Annotated in this window: 12 protein-coding genes, 2 pseudogenes and 1 riboswitch; of the genes and pseudogenes, 3 read left to right on the forward strand and 11 right to left on the reverse strand. The window is 73.6% G+C overall.

Annotation, left to right across the window (positions count from 1 at the left end):
• Positions 1–132: pseudogene (locus tag AMYTH_RS51310) on the reverse strand (WCX domain-containing protein); the annotation flags it as partial.
• A 150-nt stretch (positions 133–282) separates the two neighbouring features.
• A pseudogene (locus AMYTH_RS44785) lies at positions 283–1,243 on the reverse strand (helix-turn-helix transcriptional regulator).
• 97 nt (positions 1,244–1,340) lie between these two features.
• On the opposite strand from AMYTH_RS44785, the gene AMYTH_RS0114030 reads away from it, so the two are divergent.
• The gene (locus AMYTH_RS0114030) at positions 1,341–1,736 is read left to right on the forward strand and encodes a RidA family protein (protein ID WP_027930859.1); all 396 of its coding nucleotides are present in this window, start codon (positions 1,341–1,343) and stop codon (positions 1,734–1,736) included.
• On the opposite strand, the gene AMYTH_RS0114035 is transcribed toward AMYTH_RS0114030, so the two are convergent.
• The 8 genes from AMYTH_RS0114035 to AMYTH_RS44795 all read right to left on the reverse strand — a co-directional run bounded on the left by AMYTH_RS0114035 (position 1,733) and on the right by AMYTH_RS44795 (position 13,784).
• On the reverse strand, positions 1,733–2,659 hold the full coding sequence (locus AMYTH_RS0114035; protein WP_026153058.1) for an RluA family pseudouridine synthase: 927 nt from the start codon (positions 2,657–2,659) through the stop codon (positions 1,733–1,735). The two genes, AMYTH_RS0114030 and AMYTH_RS0114035, sit on opposite strands and share 4 nt — an antisense overlap.
• Positions 2,656–3,231, reverse strand: a complete 576-nt coding sequence (lspA, locus tag AMYTH_RS44790; RefSeq protein WP_027930860.1) for a signal peptidase II — start codon at positions 3,229–3,231, stop codon at positions 2,656–2,658. The genes AMYTH_RS0114035 and lspA overlap by 4 nt, the downstream gene beginning before the upstream one ends.
• A gap of 211 nt (positions 3,232–3,442) precedes the next feature.
• A complete protein-coding gene (locus tag AMYTH_RS0114045; RefSeq protein WP_027930861.1) occupies positions 3,443–4,765 on the reverse strand; it encodes an aminotransferase class V-fold PLP-dependent enzyme in 1,323 nt (440 codons plus the stop codon).
• A gap of 34 nt (positions 4,766–4,799) precedes the next feature.
• Positions 4,800–4,914: riboswitch (SAM riboswitch) on the reverse strand.
• A gap of 46 nt (positions 4,915–4,960) precedes the next feature.
• Positions 4,961–6,439: a potassium/proton antiporter gene (locus AMYTH_RS0114050; protein WP_027930862.1), complete on the reverse strand. Its 1,479-nt coding sequence runs from the start codon at positions 6,437–6,439 to the stop codon at positions 4,961–4,963.
• A 209-nt stretch (positions 6,440–6,648) separates the two neighbouring features.
• Positions 6,649–7,338 carry an ArsR/SmtB family transcription factor gene (locus AMYTH_RS0114055; protein WP_027930863.1) on the reverse strand — a complete coding sequence of 230 codons (690 nt, stop codon included), beginning with the start codon at positions 7,336–7,338 and terminating at the stop codon, positions 6,649–6,651.
• A gap of 44 nt (positions 7,339–7,382) precedes the next feature.
• Positions 7,383–8,960, reverse strand: coding sequence for a penicillin-binding transpeptidase domain-containing protein (locus AMYTH_RS0114060; protein WP_027930864.1), 1,578 nt, complete (start codon positions 8,958–8,960; stop codon positions 7,383–7,385).
• Between the two features lie 58 nt (positions 8,961–9,018).
• Entirely contained in the window at positions 9,019–12,189 is a 3,171-nt protein-coding gene (ileS, locus tag AMYTH_RS0114065) for an isoleucine--tRNA ligase (protein WP_027930865.1), read from the reverse strand.
• A gap of 224 nt (positions 12,190–12,413) precedes the next feature.
• Positions 12,414–13,784 (reverse strand): MFS transporter, encoded by a 1,371-nt coding sequence (locus AMYTH_RS44795; RefSeq protein ID WP_051362665.1) that lies wholly within the window; start codon positions 13,782–13,784, stop codon positions 12,414–12,416.
• A 127-nt stretch (positions 13,785–13,911) separates the two neighbouring features.
• Here AMYTH_RS44795 and AMYTH_RS44800 point away from each other — a divergent pair, with 127 nt between their 5' ends.
• Positions 13,912–14,523 (forward strand): SDR family NAD(P)-dependent oxidoreductase, encoded by a 612-nt coding sequence (locus AMYTH_RS44800; RefSeq protein WP_167344587.1) that lies wholly within the window; start codon positions 13,912–13,914, stop codon positions 14,521–14,523.
• Here AMYTH_RS44800 and AMYTH_RS0114080 read toward each other — a convergent pair.
• Positions 14,495–15,391 carry a class I SAM-dependent methyltransferase gene (locus tag AMYTH_RS0114080; protein ID WP_051362667.1) on the reverse strand — a complete coding sequence of 299 codons (897 nt, stop codon included), beginning with the start codon at positions 15,389–15,391 and terminating at the stop codon, positions 14,495–14,497. The two genes, AMYTH_RS44800 and AMYTH_RS0114080, sit on opposite strands and share 29 nt — an antisense overlap.
• Before the next feature lie 298 nt (positions 15,392–15,689).
• Between AMYTH_RS0114080 and AMYTH_RS0114085 the strand changes: the two genes are divergently transcribed.
• Positions 15,690–16,448 carry an ArsR/SmtB family transcription factor gene (locus AMYTH_RS0114085; protein WP_027930867.1) on the forward strand — a complete coding sequence of 253 codons (759 nt, stop codon included), beginning with the start codon at positions 15,690–15,692 and terminating at the stop codon, positions 16,446–16,448.
• Positions 16,449–16,452: the final 4 nt, after the last annotated feature.

The following is a 16,452-nucleotide window of genomic DNA, read 5'->3' on the forward strand; positions in this document are numbered from 1 at the left end:
TCAGCGAGAGCCGTAGCGGGCAGCGATCGCCGCGGCCCGATCACGCAGCGAGCCGCGCAACCACTGCGGCGTCAGCGCCTCCCCATCCGTGCCGAGCTGCCACAACGCCCACTCCGCGTGCCGGGCATCCTTGGAAAATGACCGCCGGCTCCGGCTCAGGATGAGCCGAAACTGGCGGCAATCGCCCCAGCCCGATCACAGCGCGGCACACAACCACAGTGTGCTCAGCGCCTCCGCGTGCGCCCAGCCGCCACAACGCCCACCCGGCGCGGCCAGCGGAGCTCAAGATGCACCGTAGCGGGCAGCGATCGCCGCGGCCCGATCACGCAGCGAGCCGCGCAACCACCGCGGCGCCAGCGCCTCCCCGTCCGTGCCGAGCTGCCACAACGCCCACTCCGCGTGCCGGGCATCCTGGAAGCCGCAGCAGTCCGTCCGGCTCGGCTTCTTCCGCCTGGACGGCCACCGCGGTCCGCACCAGCTCCTCTCGCCGCGCCGGGTCCACCCTGACCACGACCGTGACCTGGTCGCCCCCCGCCCGGAACCGCGCGCTGCGGTCCCGCCACGCCCGGTCCAGGTCGGCCCGGTCCGGCCGGTTCGCGGGTTCGGCGAGTTCCTCCGCGGCCTGGATCCGGGACAGCCGGTAGGTGCGGTCGGCGCCGGAGCGGGTGGCCAGCAGGTAGCCCTGGCCGCGCACGGTGACCAGGCCGATCGGGTCCACGGTGCGCCACTTCGGGCTCTGGTCCACGGCCGCGTAGTGGATGCGCAGCTTGTGCCCCGCGAACACCGCCCGGCGGACCTCGGCCACGACGGCTCCGGGCACCTCCTCGTCGGCGACCCGGCGGGCGAGCAGGTCGGTCTCCGGGTCGATCAGCAACCGCTCCGCCGCGCCGGCCGCGATCTCGCGATGACCTTCCGGGAGCGCGTCGACCACCTTGAGCATGGCGGAGGCGAGCGCCGAGCCGAGGCCGAACGCCTGCGCGCCGCGCCGCGACCCGGCGATCAGCAGGGCGAGGGCCTCGTCGTGGTTCAGCCCGGTCAGTTCGGTCCGGAACCCGGGCAGCAACGCGAAACCGCCGTGCCTGCCGCGTTCGGCGTAGACCGGGACACCGGCGGCGGACAGCGCCTCGACATCCCGCAGCACCGTCCGGGTGGACACCTCCAGCTCGCGGGCCAGCGCGGTCGCGGACAGCCGGCCGTGCCGGCGCAGCAACAGCACCAGCGAGACCAGGCGGTCGGCGCGCATTCCGCGAACTCTAGCGAAATACGCGACACAGGATGTCGTGATTCGCTGCCAGGCTTCGTCCCGTAACAGCACTGATCCGAAGGGAGCTGATGTGGGAGTGGAGCGCACCGCGGTCGACCCGTGGACGTGGTCGGCGAAGCTGGGGTACCACCAGGGCGAATTGGTCGCCGGGCACACCCGGACCCTGTTCTGCGCCGGGCAGACCGCGATGAGCGGCGACGGAAAACCCCAGCACGCCGGGGACATGGCGAAGCAACTGGCGCTGAGCCTGGACAACCTGGAGGCCGTGCTCGCCGAGGCCGGCATGTCGCTGGCGAACCTCGTCCGGCTCAACGTCTACACCACCGACGTCGATCAGCTGTTCCCGCACTACGGCGTGCTCGCGGCGCGGCTGGGCGCGGCCGGCGTCGCCCCGCCCACCACGATGCTCGGCGTGACGCGGCTGGCGATCCCTGAGCTGATGGTCGAACTCGAAGGGACCGCGGTCGCCTAGTTCTCCGCGCGCAGCACTTCCAGCGCGTGCGCCAGATCGTCCGGGTAGGGCGACTCGAACTGGACCCACCGGCCGTCCGCGGGGTGGGCGAACCCGAGGGTGCGGGCGTGCAGCCACTGCCGGGTCAGACCGAGCTTGCGGGCCAGCACCGGGTCCGCGCCGTAGGTGAGGTCGCCCGCGCACGGGTGCCGCAGCGCCGAGAAGTGCACGCGGATCTGGTGGGTGCGCCCGGTTTCCAGCTTGACGTCCACCAGCGACGCCGCGCGGAAGGCCTCGATCACCTCGTAGTGCGTCACCGACGGCCGGCCGCCCGCGACCACGGCGAACTTGTAGTCGTGCCGCGGGTGCCGGTCGATCGGGGCGTCGATCGTGCCGCGCGTCGGGTCCGGGTGGCCCTGCACGACGGCGTGGTAGCCCTTGTCGACGGTGCGTTCCTTGAACGCCCGCTTCAGGACGGTGTACGCGTGCTCGCTCTTCGCCACCACCATCACGCCCGTGGTGCCGGCGTCGAGGCGGTGCACGACGCCCTGGCGCTCCGCCGCGCCGGAGGTCGAGATGCGCAGCCCGGCCGCGGCGAGCCCGCCGACGACCGTGGGCCCGGTCCAGCCGGGGCTCGGGTGCACGGCGACGCCCACCGGCTTGGACACGACCACGATGTCGTCGTCGTCGTGGAGGATGCGCAGGCCGTCGACCGGTTCGGCGACCACCTCGACCGGGTTGTCCGGGTCGGGCAGGGTCACCTCGAGCAGCACACCGGCGGAGAGCCGGTCGGACTTGCCTGCCGGGCGGCCGTCGAGCAGGACGTCGCCGGACTCGGCCAGCTCCGCGACGACCGTGCGGGACAGCCCGAGCAGCTTCGCCAGCCCGGCGTCGACGCGCATGCCGTCGAGCCCGTCCGGGACGGGCAGCATCCGGGCGCTCAACGCTTGGCCCTCTTGACCGTGCCGTCGTACTCGCGGCCGAGCAGGGACAGCAGCACGATCAGCACGCCGCCGACGCAGATCGCCGAGTCGGCCACGTTGAAGACCGGCCACACGTCCCCGTTGGGCGCGAACAACGACACGAAGTCGACGACGTGGCCGCGCAGCACGCCGGGCGCGCGGAAGACGCGGTCGGCCAGGTTGCCGAGCGCGCCGGCGAGGATGAGCCCCAGGCCGATCGCCCAGCCCGCCGACCGCAGCCGCTTGGCGAACCAGATGAGCGCGATCACCACCCCGAACGCGACGATCGCGAACACCCAGGTCATGCCCGTGACGCCCATGCCGAACGCCGCGAACGGGTTGCGGATCAGCTGCAGGTAGACGAGCCCGCCGAGGACCCGGACCGGCTCGTGCCCCTCCAGGGTCGCCACGACGACCGACTTGGTCACGACGTCCGCCGCGAACACGACGATCGCGATCACGGCCAGCAGCAGGGCGCGCCGCTTGGGCGGGGCGGCCTGCTGCTCGTCCGGCACGGTGTCCGGTTCCGGGGAGGGCTGGGGGTCACTGCTCACCCCGCCATTGTCCACGCCTGCCGCGACCGCCCCGGCGCAGGCCGGGAAACCCGGCCAGCGCGCTGCCTCGCCGCGCGAGGCCGGGCGGGCGAAGGCCACCGTGAGCCCGGGGCGCCTGCCTCCCGCACCACCGCGCACGCCGGACTCCCAGCGGCCGCGCGCTCCCTGCCCGCGGCGGCGGTCGCACCGATTTCCCGCAGCCACCCGCCGCTCAGCGCAGGAAGTCCGGCAGCGGCCGCGGGTCCGGGCACGGCGCCCACCGGCCGTCGACCACGCCGTACGTCCACCGCGCGCCCCGCGCGACGATCTGCCGCAACGCGGTCACCAGCCGGTCGACGTGCTCGGTCGTGGTGCCGAGGCCGAGGCTCACCCGCAGCGCCTGCTGGCCCTCCCCGCCGCTGCGCTCCACCAGCCGCCGCACCGCGATGTGCGCGCAGAACGCGCCGTCGCGGACGCCGATGCCGTACTCGGCCGACAGGACCGCCGCCACCCAGCCCGGCTCGAACCCGTCGAGCACGAAGCTCACCGTGCCGACCCGCTCCGCCGCGCCGTCGAACAGGCGCAGCTCCGCCAGCCCCGGCACCGCGGCGAGACCCCGCGTCAGCCGCTCCAGCAGCTCCCGCTCGTGCGCGGCCACCGCGTCCCACGACGCCGCCAGCTGCTCGCACGCCACGCCCAGCGCGTACACGCCGACGGTGTTGGGCGAACCGGCCTCGTGCCGCTCCACCCCGCTCTGCCACGCCACCCCGAGACCGTCGCCGTCGCGGCGCACCAGCTTCGTGGCCCCGCCACCGGCCAGGTACGGATCCGCCGCGCGCAGCCAGTCGCCGCGCCCGATCAGCGCGCCCGCGCCGAACGGCGCGTACAGCTTGTGCCCGGACAGCACCACGTAGTCGACGTCCAGCTCCCGCACCGAGATCGGCCGGTGCGGGGCGAGCTGGGCGCCGTCCAGCGCGACGCGCGCGCCGTGCCGGCGAGCCACCGCCGCGATCTCCGCCACCGGCAGCAGTTCCCCGGTCACGTTCGACGCACCGGTGACGACCACCAGCCGCGGCCCCTCCGGGCACCCCGCCAGCGCACTGTCCACAGCGGACACCGCGGCCAGCCGCGTGTTCGGCAGCGGGATCCGGCGCACGTTCGGGCCGCGCCAGGGCAGCAGCGCGGCGTGGTGCTCGGTGTCGAACAGGACCACCGACGTGTGCCGCGGCACGCTGCGGGCCAGCAGGTTCAGCGCGTCGGTGGTGTTGCGGGTGAACACGACCGCGTCCGAGGACCGGGCGCCGACGAACCGGCGCAGCACGTCCCGGGTACGCTCGTAGACCTTTGTGGACACCTGCGAGGCGAACCCGGCCCCGCGGTGCACGCTCGCGTAGTGCGGCAGGAACTCGTCCACCGCGCGGCGCACGTCCTCCAGGCATGGGGCGCTGGCCGCGTGGTCGAGGTTGGCGTAGTCCAGCTCCCCGCCGGTGACCAGCGGGACGGCCGCGGCGGCGGTGACGGCGGGGGTGGTGACGCGTTCGAGAGCGAGAGTCATCGAAAGGCTCCTCGGGTCCAGGGACCCGCCAGGGGGTCCGCGCTTGCCCGCCGCACCTCGCGACGAGCCAGGTCCTCACCCGGGGCACCCCACCGCGGAAGGAGGGTTGCCGGCCAGCGAGCCGGGGCTTGGCGCTGGCACTCATGACCTACGCGGACACAGTAACCGATCGCCCCCGCCGCGCGCCAGCGGGTCTCAGGTGCCGGACTCGCCCTTCCAGCGCGCCAGCGGACCGGCCCGGTCCACCGCGCGGATGCGCCGCTCGGCGGCCTCCCGCGCGGACTCGGTGCTCACGATCAGGATCTGGTCGCCACGCTGCAGCCGGTCGGTGCGCTGCGGGGTGAAACTGCGGCCGTCGCGGACGATCAGGCTCAGCGACGCCCCGGCGGGCAGCCGCAGCTCCGACAGGTACACGCCGTGCAGGCGCGAGCCGGGCTGGATCTTGACCTGCAGCAGCTCGGCCTGCAGCTCGTCCAGCGGCGCGGCGTCGACCTCGATCTCCTTCGGCTCGGTGTCCGCCTTCAGCCGCAGCACCCGGGCCAGCGGGCCGAGCGTGAGGCCCTGCACCAGGGTGAGCACGATCACCAGCACGAACACCGCGTCCACGAGCCGTTGCGCGCCGGGCATCGCGTGGGAGAGCGGGATCATCGCCAGCACGATCGGCACCGCGCCGCGCAACCCCGCCCAGGACAGGAACACCTGCTCGCGCAGCGGCACCTTGAACGGCAGCTGCGACACCAGCACCGACACCGGCCGCGCGAACACCAGCACCACCGCGGCGGCGATCAGGCCCGGCACGATCGACTCCAGCAGCCGTTCGGGCGAGGCGAACAGGCCCAGCAACACGAACAACCCGATCTGGGCGAGCCAGCCGAGCCCCTCGGCGAAGGACAGCGTGTCCGAGCGGTGCGGCAGCCGGGAATTGCCCAGCACGACCGCCGCGACGTACGTGGCGAGCAGCCCGGAGGCGTGCAGCAGCTGCCCGGACGAGTAGGCCACCACGCACACCGCGACCGTCGCGAGTGGATAGAGGCCGGTGGCGGGCAGCGCGGCGCGGCGCAGCGCCCACGCCCCGGCCAGGCCGAGCAGCAGCCCGAGGACGAGGCCCGCGCCGAGTTCGTAGACCACCAGCAGCGGCAGCGACCAGTCGATCCGGGTCCCCTCGGCCAGCACCACGACCGCGATGTAGGCGGGGGCGTCGTTGATCCCGGACTCCAGTTCCAGCGCCCCGACGATCCGCCGGGGCACGCCGACGCCGCGCAGCACGGAGAACACCGCGGCCGAGTCGGTGGAGGACAGCACCGCGCCCCACAGCAGCGCCATCCGCCAGTCCAGGCCGAGCAGCCAGTGCAGGGCGGGCCCCGTGATCGCGATGCTCAGCCCGACCGCCACTGTGGACAGTGCCACTCCCTGCCCCAGCGCGGGTTTCACCGCCGACCACCGGGTGGTCAGCCCGCCCTCGGCGAGGATCATGACCAGCGCGGCCAGGCCGAGCGCCTGGGTGAGGAACGGGTCGGAGAACTGGATGCCGAACCCGGCTTCGCCGAGCAGCACGCCGATCACGAGGTAGAGCAGCAGCGACGGCAGGCCGAGACGGGTGGAGAAGCGGACCGCGAGCACGGCGGCGAGCAGGACGGCCGAGCCCAGCCCCAGCACGACCGGCAGCTCGCCCACCCGCACCTCCCCTGCCCGGTTTGTCAGGCATTCAGGATAAGGAGGCGGGGTGACCTGCCGCGCCCCGGTGGGTCCCGCAGCAGCCCGACGGGCTGTCGCGCCCGCGTTTCCCTTCCCCGGCAACATGGACGCGGGCGGGTGGATTCGACGGCAGGTGCGCACACGATGACGACGAGTGGCCAGTGCAGCCCCGCAGGAGCACCCAAGCGTCAGGCCGCCCCGGGGCGGTCGGCGGGCAGCTGCGCGCCCAGGAGCGCGAGCGGCTCCCCGGCGGCCTCGGTCACCACCACCGCCCGGTCGGGCCGCCGCACGAACCAGCCCGCCTCCACCCCGCGCTCGAACAGCGCCGCCGGGAGCGCGCCGCCCAGGTGATCGCGGCGCTCGGTCCAGTCCAGGCACGCCCGCAGCAACGGGCGCCGCCCGGCCGGGATCGTCACCCCCAGCTCGCCGAGCACCGAACGACCGCGCTCGGTCAGCGCGAGGCCGTCCCCGTCGGACACCAGTCCCGTCCGGATCATGCCGTCACGCAGGGCCACGCCCACCGTGCCGGCCAGGTGGTCGTAGCAGGTGCGCGCGAACGCCAGCCGCCGCACGCGCAGGGACTCGCGCAAGCCCGAGGCGGACCGGTGCCCGGCGTGCTGCGCCAGGTGCTCGATCAGCTCGGCCACCCGCGGGTCGGCGATCCGCACGTAGGCGTGCCGCCCCTGTTTCACCCCCGCCACGAACCCCGCCTCCTTCAGGCGGCTGACGTGCTCGCTCGCCGTCGACGGCGCGATCCCCGCCGTGCGGGCCAGCTCCCCGACGGTCCACGCCCGCCCGTCGAGCAGGGCGAGGCACATGGCCGCCCGGCTCGGGTCGGCGAGCACCGCGGCCACCTCGGCCAGTGCGATCGTCTCCACACCCGCCACGCTAGTGGCCGCACCGTTCGGCCGCGGCCGAAACGTCAGCTCAGCGCGCCGAGGAAGGCCGAGGACACCGTGACGGCGGGCTTGGAGGAGTCCGACCCGAGCAGCAGCACCGCGAACGCCACGTCGTCGCGGTACCCGGCGAACCACCCGTTCGCCCGGCTGCCGTCGCCGAACTGCGCCGTGCCGGTCTTGCCGTACACGACACCGTCGCCGCGCAGCCCGGTCGCGGTGCCGCCGGTGACGACCTCGCGCATCATCGTCCGCAGCGCGGCGATCACTTCCCGGGACGGCGCCCGGTAGCCGGTGTTCACCGACGTCGCCAGCTCCTGCCACAGCCGCGGCGTCACCTCGTCGCCACGGGCGACGGTGGCCGCCATCAGGGCCAGTCCGAACGGGCTCGCCTGCACGGTGCCCTGCCCGATCGCGGACTCGACCTGCTCGGCGCCGCTGGTGGTGGGGACCACCTTGCCCGCCTCGGTGGTGATGCCCGGGATGGTGAAGTCGGCGTTGAGGCCGAACCCGCTGGCCGCGTCGGCCAGCGCGTCCGGCGGCAACGTCGAGGCGAGCTGCGCGAAGGTGGTGTTGCACGAGTGCGCGAACGCGGAGTGCAGCGGCAGCGGCGGGTAGGAGAACTGGTCGTCGTTGGGGATCGTGCGCTGGCCGATGCGCGCGGTGGCCGGGCAGTCGGCGATCGTGTCCGCGGTGGCCGCGCCCGACTCCAGCAGCGCCGCCGCCGTGGCGATCTTGAAGGTCGACCCCGGCGCGTACAGGCCGTTCAGCGCCTTCGGCTCGGCCCCGGCCGCCGCGTTCTGCGCCACCGCGAGCAGGTCGCCGGTGGAGGGCTGGATCGCCACCAGCATCGCCGGGTACGCGGCCGAGTCGACCGCCCGCTGCGCCGCTGCCTGCGTGGGCAGGCTCAGGGTCGTGGTCAGCGGCGCCACCTCGACGTCGCCCTGGCCGAACAGGGTTTCCTGCACCTCGCCGTCGACATCCGTGGCGACCACCGACCAGCCGCCCTGCGACCGCCCGGACACCGTCCGCTGCAACGCGGGCACCAGCAGCGGCGCCACCCCCGGCTCCGCCGGCTGCGTGCCCGCCGCCTGCCAGGTCAGGACCGGCCTGCCGTTGCGGTCGACCACGGCGTTCTTGCCGGCGCGCGTGCGCACCGCCAGCTGCTGACCGGCCCGCAGCTTCGGGTGCACCACCGCGGGGCTCCAGTGCACGAGCCAGCGGCCGCCGGCGGCGACCAGGTCGAGGCTGTTGTCGTAGGACCACACCTGCCCGGCCGCGATCGTCCAGCTGACCTGGAACGTCGCGGTGGCGCGGGTGGCGGCGGGCGTGACCTGGCCCAGCCGCGCCGAAACGGACACCGGGGCCAGGCCGCGGCGGGCGTCGGCGAGCAGCACGCTCGCCGCGCGCGGGTCGTCGGTCAGCGCCGCCGCCGCGTCGGCGTTGCCCTCGGCGAAGGCGAGCAGGAACCGCGAAGCCACGGTGCCCGAGTCCTCGGCGCCGGAGCCGCTGGCCTGGGGCTTGTCCGGCGAGGACCCGCCCCACACGACGACAACGGCCACCACGACGATCGCGACGACCGCTGCCGCGCCACCCGCCAGCACCCACCCGCGCCAAGTCACCGGCGAAACCCCCTGTTGGTGTTTCCCGGTCTGTCGGTGATCAGGAGGCCTTCGTTACCGCCACGGTGATCTTGTCGCCGTCGCCGACCGCGCCCCCGAAACCGCCGTCCACCTGCCCGTAGGACACCGAGTTCGCCAGGGTCTCGCCCGCCACGAACTCCTCGTGGGCCTTGGCCGCGGCGACCACGTCCGCCGGCGCGTCCACGGTGAGCGCGATCCGGTCGGCAACGTCCAGCCCGGCGTCACGGCGCGCCTGCTGCACGACGCGGACCAGGTCGCGCGCCACGCCCTCGGCGGCCAGCTCCGGGGTCACCGCGGTGTCAAGCTGCACCAGGCCGGAGCCGCCGGGCAGCTCCGCGGTGGCGCCCTCCTCCTTGGCGACCAGGCGCCGCTCGTACTCGCCCTCGGCCAGTTCGATGCCGGCGGCCACCACGGCCCCGGACGGCGAGGTGGTCCAGTCGCCCGCCTTGACGGCCTTGATCACCTTCTGCACGTCCCGGCCGAGGCGCGGCCCGGCGGCGCGGGCGTTGACCGCGACCTCGAACCGGCCGTGCGCGGCGACGTCCGTGCTGAGCTCGACCGACTTGACGTTGACCTCGTCGGCGATGATGTCGGTGAAGTCCGCGAGCGCCTCCGCGTCGTCGGCCGCGATCAGCATCTTCGCCAGCGGCAGCCGCACGCGCAGCTTGTTCGCCTTCCGCAGCGACAGCGCCGACGAGCACACCTGGCGCACCCGGTCCATCGCCGTCACCAGCGCCGCGTCGGCGGGCAGCTCGTCGACCAGCGGCCAGTCCTGCAGGTGCACCGACCGGCCGCCGGTGAGCCCGCGCCACACCACCTCGGTGGTCAGCGGCAGCAGCGGCGCCATCGTCCGCGACACGACCTCCAGCACCGTGTGCAGCGTGTCGATCGCGTCCTGGTCACCGGCCCAGAACCGCTCGCGCGACCGGCGCACGTACCAGTTCGTCAGCACTTCCAGGAAGTCCCGCGCGGTGGCGCAGGCGCCCGCGACGTCGCAGATGTCCAAAGCGGACTGCACGTCGGTGACCAGCTCACCGGTCTTGGCCAGGATGTAGCGGTCCAGCACGTGCGTGGAGTCCGTGCGCCACCGGCCTTCCACGCCCTCGGCGTTGGCGTAGAGCGCGAGGAAGTAGTAGGAGTTCCACAGCGGCAGCACGGCCTGGCGCACCGCGTCACGGATGCCCTTCTCGGTGACGATCAGGTTGCCGCCGCGCAGGATCGGGCTGGCCATCAGGTACCAGCGCATCGCGTCGGAGCCGTCCCGGTCGAACACCTCGGTCACGTCCGGGTAGTTGCGCAGCGACTTCGACATCTTCTGCCCGTCGGAGCCGAGCACGATGCCGTGCGAGACGCAGGTGCGGAACGACGGCCGGTCGAACAGCGCCGTCGCGAGCACGTGCAGCGTGTAGAACCAGCCGCGCGTCTGCCCGATGTACTCGACGATGAAGTCACCCGGGTAGTGGTGCTCGAACCACTCGGCGTTCTCGAACGGGTAGTGCACCTGCGCGTAGGGCATCGAACCCGAGTCGAACCACACGTCCAGCACCTCGGGCACCCGGCGCATGGTGGACTTCCCGGTCGGGTCGTCCGGGTTGGGCCGGGTCAGCTGGTCGATGTGCGGGCGGTGCAGGTCGGTGGGCCGCACGCCGAAGTCGCGCTCCAGCTCGTCCAGCGAGCCGTACACGTCGATCCGCGGGTACGCCGGGTCGTCGGACATCCACACCGGGATCGGCGTGCCCCAGTAGCGGTTGCGGGAGATCGACCAGTCGCGCGCGTTCTCCAGCCACTTGCCGAACTGGCCGTCCTTGACGTGCTCGGGGTACCAGGTGATCTGCTGGTTCAGCTCGACCATGCGGTCCTTGAACGCGGTCACCTTGACGAACCACGACGAGACCGCGCGGTAGATCAGCGGGTTCCGGCAGCGCCAGCAGTGCGGGTAGGAGTGCTCGTAGGTCTCGTGCCGCAGCAGCACCGCGCCCTGCCGGGCCGCGGAACCGGTGCCGTACTTGAGGTCCTTGATGATGTCCGGGTTGGCGTCGAAGACCTGCTGGCCCTCGTAGTCCGGCACGGTCGAGTCGAAGCGGCCGCGCGCGTCGACCGGGGTGACCGGGGTGATGCCCGCGGCGTCGCCGGCGGCCTTGTCGTCCTCACCGTAGGCCGGGGCCATGTGCACGATGCCGGTGCCGTCGTCGGTGGTGACGAAGTCCGCCAGCAGCACCTGGTGCGAGTTCTCGTTGCCGAGGAAGTACGGGAACGGCGGCGCGTACTTCACGCCGGCCAGGTCGGCGCCCCGGTACCGGGCCACCACGGCCGGCTCCTCGCCGAGTTCCTTGGCGTAGGCGGCGACGCGCGGCTCGGCGAGCAGGAACCGCTTCCCGTCCCGCTCGACCACGACGTAGTCCACGTCCGGGTGCACCGCGACCGCCTGGTTCGACGGCAGGGTCCACGGCGTGGTGGTCCAGATCAGCAGGTAGGTGCCGTCCAGGTCGGTGCCGTTGCCCTCGGCGCGGAACCCGACGGTCAGCGCCGGGTCCTGGCGGCTGGCGTAGACGTCGTCGTCCATCCGCAGCTCATGGTTGGACAGCGGGGTCTCGTCGCGCCAGCAGTAGGGCAGCACGCGGTAGCCCTTGTAGACCAGGCCCTTGTCCCACAGCTGCTTGAACGCCCAGATCACCGACTCCATGAAGGTGACGTCGAGCGTCTTGTAGTCGTGGTCGAAGTCGACCCAGCGGGCCTGGCGGGTGACGTACTCGCGCCACTCGTTCGTGTAGCGCAGGACGGACTCGCGGCACGCGTCGTTGAACGCGGCGATGCCCATCTCGTCGATCTGCGACTTGTCGGTGATCCCGAGCTGCCGCTCGGCCTCCAGCTCCGCGGGCAGGCCGTGGGTGTCCCAGCCGAAGCGGCGCTCGACGCGGCGGCCGCGCATGGTCTGGTACCGCGGCACGATGTCCTTGACGTAACCGGTCAGGAGGTGACCGTAGTGCGGCAGGCCGTTGGCGAACGGCGGGCCGTCGTAGAAGACGTACTCGTTGCTGCCGTTCGTCCCCGGTTCGCGCGCGTCGATGGTGGCCTGGAAGGTCCGGTCGGACTCCCAGTAGGCCAGCACGCTGGTCTCCAGCGCCGGGAAGGACGGCTGGGACGGGACCTGGCCTGCCGGCCCGTCGCCGAGCTGAGCCTTCGGGTACATCGGTGCGCTCCTCGCGGGTGCTCGTCGCTCTCGTGGCGGATCCGCCGGGGATCCAGCACGGGGACGAAAAGGCGCCACCTGAGCGCCGCTTCCGCGGTACCACCCCGTTTGCCCGCTCACCGAGCGGGCCCCTTCGTTGACGGCTGTGACGGGCCGCACCCGTCCGGTTCTACTGAGGACCACCTGGTCCCGTTCTTCCGGAGGCTCCCCGGTGATGGCCGGATCTACGCCGTGTCCTTCCAGGTTAGCCGCCTCCCGCAACCCGGTTTCGCGCAGGGTCGGCCGACCGCGGCGGCGGTGAGCACGGCGGCGGCCAGCCACATCCCGGCGCCCAGGAGACCGGCGGCGTGCAGCCCGTGCACGAACGCGGCCGGGTGGGCCGGGCTGCCTGCGATGGCCCCGAACGTGGCGATCCCGAGCGCGCCGCACGCCTGCCGCGCGGTGTTGTTGACGCCGCCGGCCACGCCCGCCTTGCCCGCCGGGACGCCGCCGACCGCCGCGGCCACGACGGCCGCGGTCAGCAGGCCCAGCCCCACGCCGAGCAGGGCGAACGCGGGCAGGAACGCACCGGCCACGGTGCTGTCCGCGGTGATCCGCAGCAGGCCGAGCAGGCCGGTCGCGCCGGTCAGCAACCCGGCGATCATCACCGGGCGCGGGCCGAAGCGCGCGGTGAGCCGCCCGGCGACCGGGGCCAGCAGCGACAGCGGCAGGAACCCGGGCAGCATCGCCAGCGCGGCGGTCAGCGGGGTGGCGTGGCGGACGCCCTGCAGGTAAAGGGTGGCGAGCAGGATCGTGCCGAGGCCTGCGAAGTTCATCGCGCCCGCGACGACGTTGGCCGCGGCGAAGGTGCGCGAGCGCAGCAGTTCGAGCGGCAGCATCGGCGCCCGGCCGCCGCGTTCGATCACCAGGAACGCCACGGCGGCGGCGACGCCGAGCACGACGGCCGGCGCGCTGGACTGGATGACCGCGTAGACCAGCGCGCCGAGGGCGGTGGCGCCGGTCAGGGCGCCCATGACGTCCACCCGGCCGCGGGCGGGCGGGTCCGCGGGCACGAGCAGGGTGCCGGCGGCCGCGAGGGCGGTCAGCGGCACGTTGATCCAGAACAGCGAGCGCCACCCGGTCGCCGTGACGAGCAGTCCGCCCAGCAGCGGGCCTGCGGCAAGCGCCAGCGCGGAGACCCCGGCCCAGACGCCGAGCGCCCTGGCCTGTTCCCGGCGGCCGGGAAAGGTGCGGGTGATCACCGCCAGGGTCCCGGGGAGCAGCAGCGCGGCCCCGGCCCCCTGCGCGACTCGGGCGGCGACCAGGGCCGTGGCGCCCGGCGCCAGTGCGCACCCGGCGGACGCGAGCCCGAAGATTCCCAGGCCCGCGAGCACGACCCGGCGGTGGCCGATCACGTCACCGAGCGCCCCGCCGGTCAGCAGCAGCGCGGCGAGCACGACGGTGTAGCCGTCGACGATCCACTGCAACGCGGGCACATCGGCGTGGAACCCGGCGCCGATGCTCGGCAGCGCGACGTTCACCACCGTGACGTCGAGCTGGACCAGGAACATCCCGGCGCACTGGGTGAACAGCACGGTCGATCGCTTGTCGGACATCGCCCCAGGAGACCGCGGATTCGCTTTCACCGGCGTGGAAGTGTTGCGGCGCCGCGCAATTCTCGCGTCACAGAACTACGATCGGGGGAACGGTCGAGCATTCTCGCGTGCCGTGGAGGTGGCAGCGGTGGAATCCGATCCCGTCGCCGTCGTCGCCGGTGAGTCCGGACCGCTCGTCGCCGCGGTCGTCCGGGCGCTGGCCGACACCCATGAGGTCTGGGTCGCCGGCGCGGGCGGTCGGAGCGCCGCCGGCCTTGCGGCGGCCTGCCCGCCGGCGAAACCGTGGCCGGACGAGGGCCCGGGTCCGGCGCGGATCGGCGTCCTGGTGCACTGCATCGACGAGTACGCGGCCGGACCGCTCGCCGAAACGCCGGTGGACACGTGGCGCGAACTGTTCGAGGCGAACGTGTTCGACGTCGCGCGGTTCACCGCCCGCGCGCTGCCCGCCCTTCGCGCCGCGGGCGGGCTGGTGATCGTCGTGAACTCGCCCGGGGTCGCGGATTCGCCCGGTGAACGGGGCGCCTACGCCGCGAGCAAGGCCGCGCTGTCGGTGGTGACCGACATGCTGCGGGAGGAGGAAGGACCGCGCGGCGTGCGGGTGTCCGCGCTCGACCTCGGGTGGGACGACGCGGCGGGGTCCGCGGGCGGGCCCGACGACCTCGCCGCCGCGGTGCGGCTGCTCGTCGCGCTCCCCCGCCAGGCGTGCCCGGTCAGGCTCGCGATGCGGACGCGACGCTAGCCCGGCGGACCGCACGCCCCGGCGCGTGCCCGGCTCGCCGGGCGGTCATCAGGTATCCGGTGCCCAGCCACCGCCCTGGCCCGCGGCTGACCGTCCGGTCGATGTGGTCCCGCCAGCCCTGCCGCCGCTCGCGGATCACCTTGTCCAGCGGCGGCACGAACGGCGTCACGTCGTAGTACAGCAGGTCGGCCGGTTCGAACCCGGCGCCGCGGAGCATGCGGCGCAGCCAGCGCGCCGGAACCGCCCGGATGCCGCTCTTGGGCACGGTGTGCCGCCGCCCCGGCGGAACCCCCGCCAGGCGCTCCACCTGCGCGAGCAGGCGCAGGAACGGCCAGTAGAGGCACCATTCGACGAGGCGGTAGGGGCTGGTCGGGTTGAGCATGCTCACCACGGCCAGCCCGCCCGGGCGCACGACCCGGGCGAGTTCGCGCACACCCTCGCGGGCGCGGGCGTATTCCAGCACGCCCATGGCGACGACCACGTCGAAACTGGCGTCCGGGAACGGCATGTCCTCGATGCGGGCGACGAAGATCCCGACGTCGCTGGTCCCCGCGCGTTCGGCCACGGCCTCGATCATCGCGGCCGACCGGTCGCATGCGGTGATGCGGAAGTCGCCCGGCCTGGTGTCGAGCAGGTGGCGCACCAGCATGCCCGGCCCGCACCCGACGTCCAGCAGCGCACCGGACACCGGGCGCAGCGCCTCGTCCACGGCATGCAGCCGCGACTGGAAGTACCGGGTGGCGCGCCCCGACTCGTACGCCTCGGCGTAGCCGCGCACGAGGTCGGGGTCGGCGTACTGCGCGGCGGCCTGCTCGTCGCGCCGGCTGGTGGCGTGACGGACCGCTCGCCGCAAACCGGTGAACGCCATGGAATCACCCTGTTTGTCCGGATTTCCAGTTGCGGCACAAGGAAGAATCACTCCCGTGGAACCGAACCAGGCCTCCGGGAGGTCCCGCTCACCCCAGTCTGCAAGTCGGCCGGGCCGCCCGCAAGACCTGGACGGCAATCCACAGTGGACCTTGAACCGACGAGTTTTCCGACAGCCAAGTAATAATCCGGTCCCCGTGCACCACGAGATCGACTCACCGGACAGCGTGTCCACAAGCGACGATCAAGGAGAGGACACTTCGGCGGCGGCGGAAGTGTCCGCGGGGCATGATGGAGGCATGAGCGGAGGCGACGTCGACATCGCGCGCACCGCGGCGCTCTTCGCGGATCCGGCGCGGGTCCGGGTGCTCACCGCGCTCGCCGACGGGCGGGCGCTCGCGGCGTCCGTGCTGGCCGGGGAAGCCGGGTTGTCCGCGCCGGGCGTCAGCGCGCACCTGGCCAAGCTGCGGGAGGCGGGACTGGTCGAGGCGGAACGATCCGGGCGGCACCGCTTCTACCGGTTGCGGCCGGACGCCGTGGAGATCCTGGAGACGCTCGCCCGGCACTCCCCCGCCCAGCCGGTCACCTCGCTCCGGGCGGGGACGCGGGCGCAGGCGCTGCGCTTCGCCCGGACCTGCTACGACCACCTCGCCGGCAGGCTGGGTGTGCAGGTGACGGCGGCGCTCGTGGAGCGCGGGGCGCTGGTCACGACGGACGGTGTCGACGGCACCGGACGGCGCCCGGACGACCGGCTGTCGCAGCCGCTGGCCGAGCACCCGTACGCGATCGGCCCCGCGGCGCCGGAGGTGCTGGGGCCGCTCGGACTGGACGTGACGGCCGTCGAGGCGGCCCGCGGGCGGCGGCCGATGCTGAAGTTCTGCCTGGACTGGTCCGAACAGCGGCACCACCTGGCAGGCGCCCTGGGCGCGGCGCTCGCCGAGCGGTTCGTGGAGCAGGGGTGGGTCACGAGGCGCCGGCCCGGGCACCGGGCGCTGAGACTCACGGAGAGCGGTGCGGACGTCCTCGCAGACCGGCTGGGCATCCGGACCACGGACTGACTGT

The organism is Amycolatopsis thermoflava N1165, from assembly GCF_000473265.1.
GTDB lineage: Bacteria > Actinomycetota > Actinomycetes > Mycobacteriales > Pseudonocardiaceae > Amycolatopsis_E > Amycolatopsis_E thermoflava.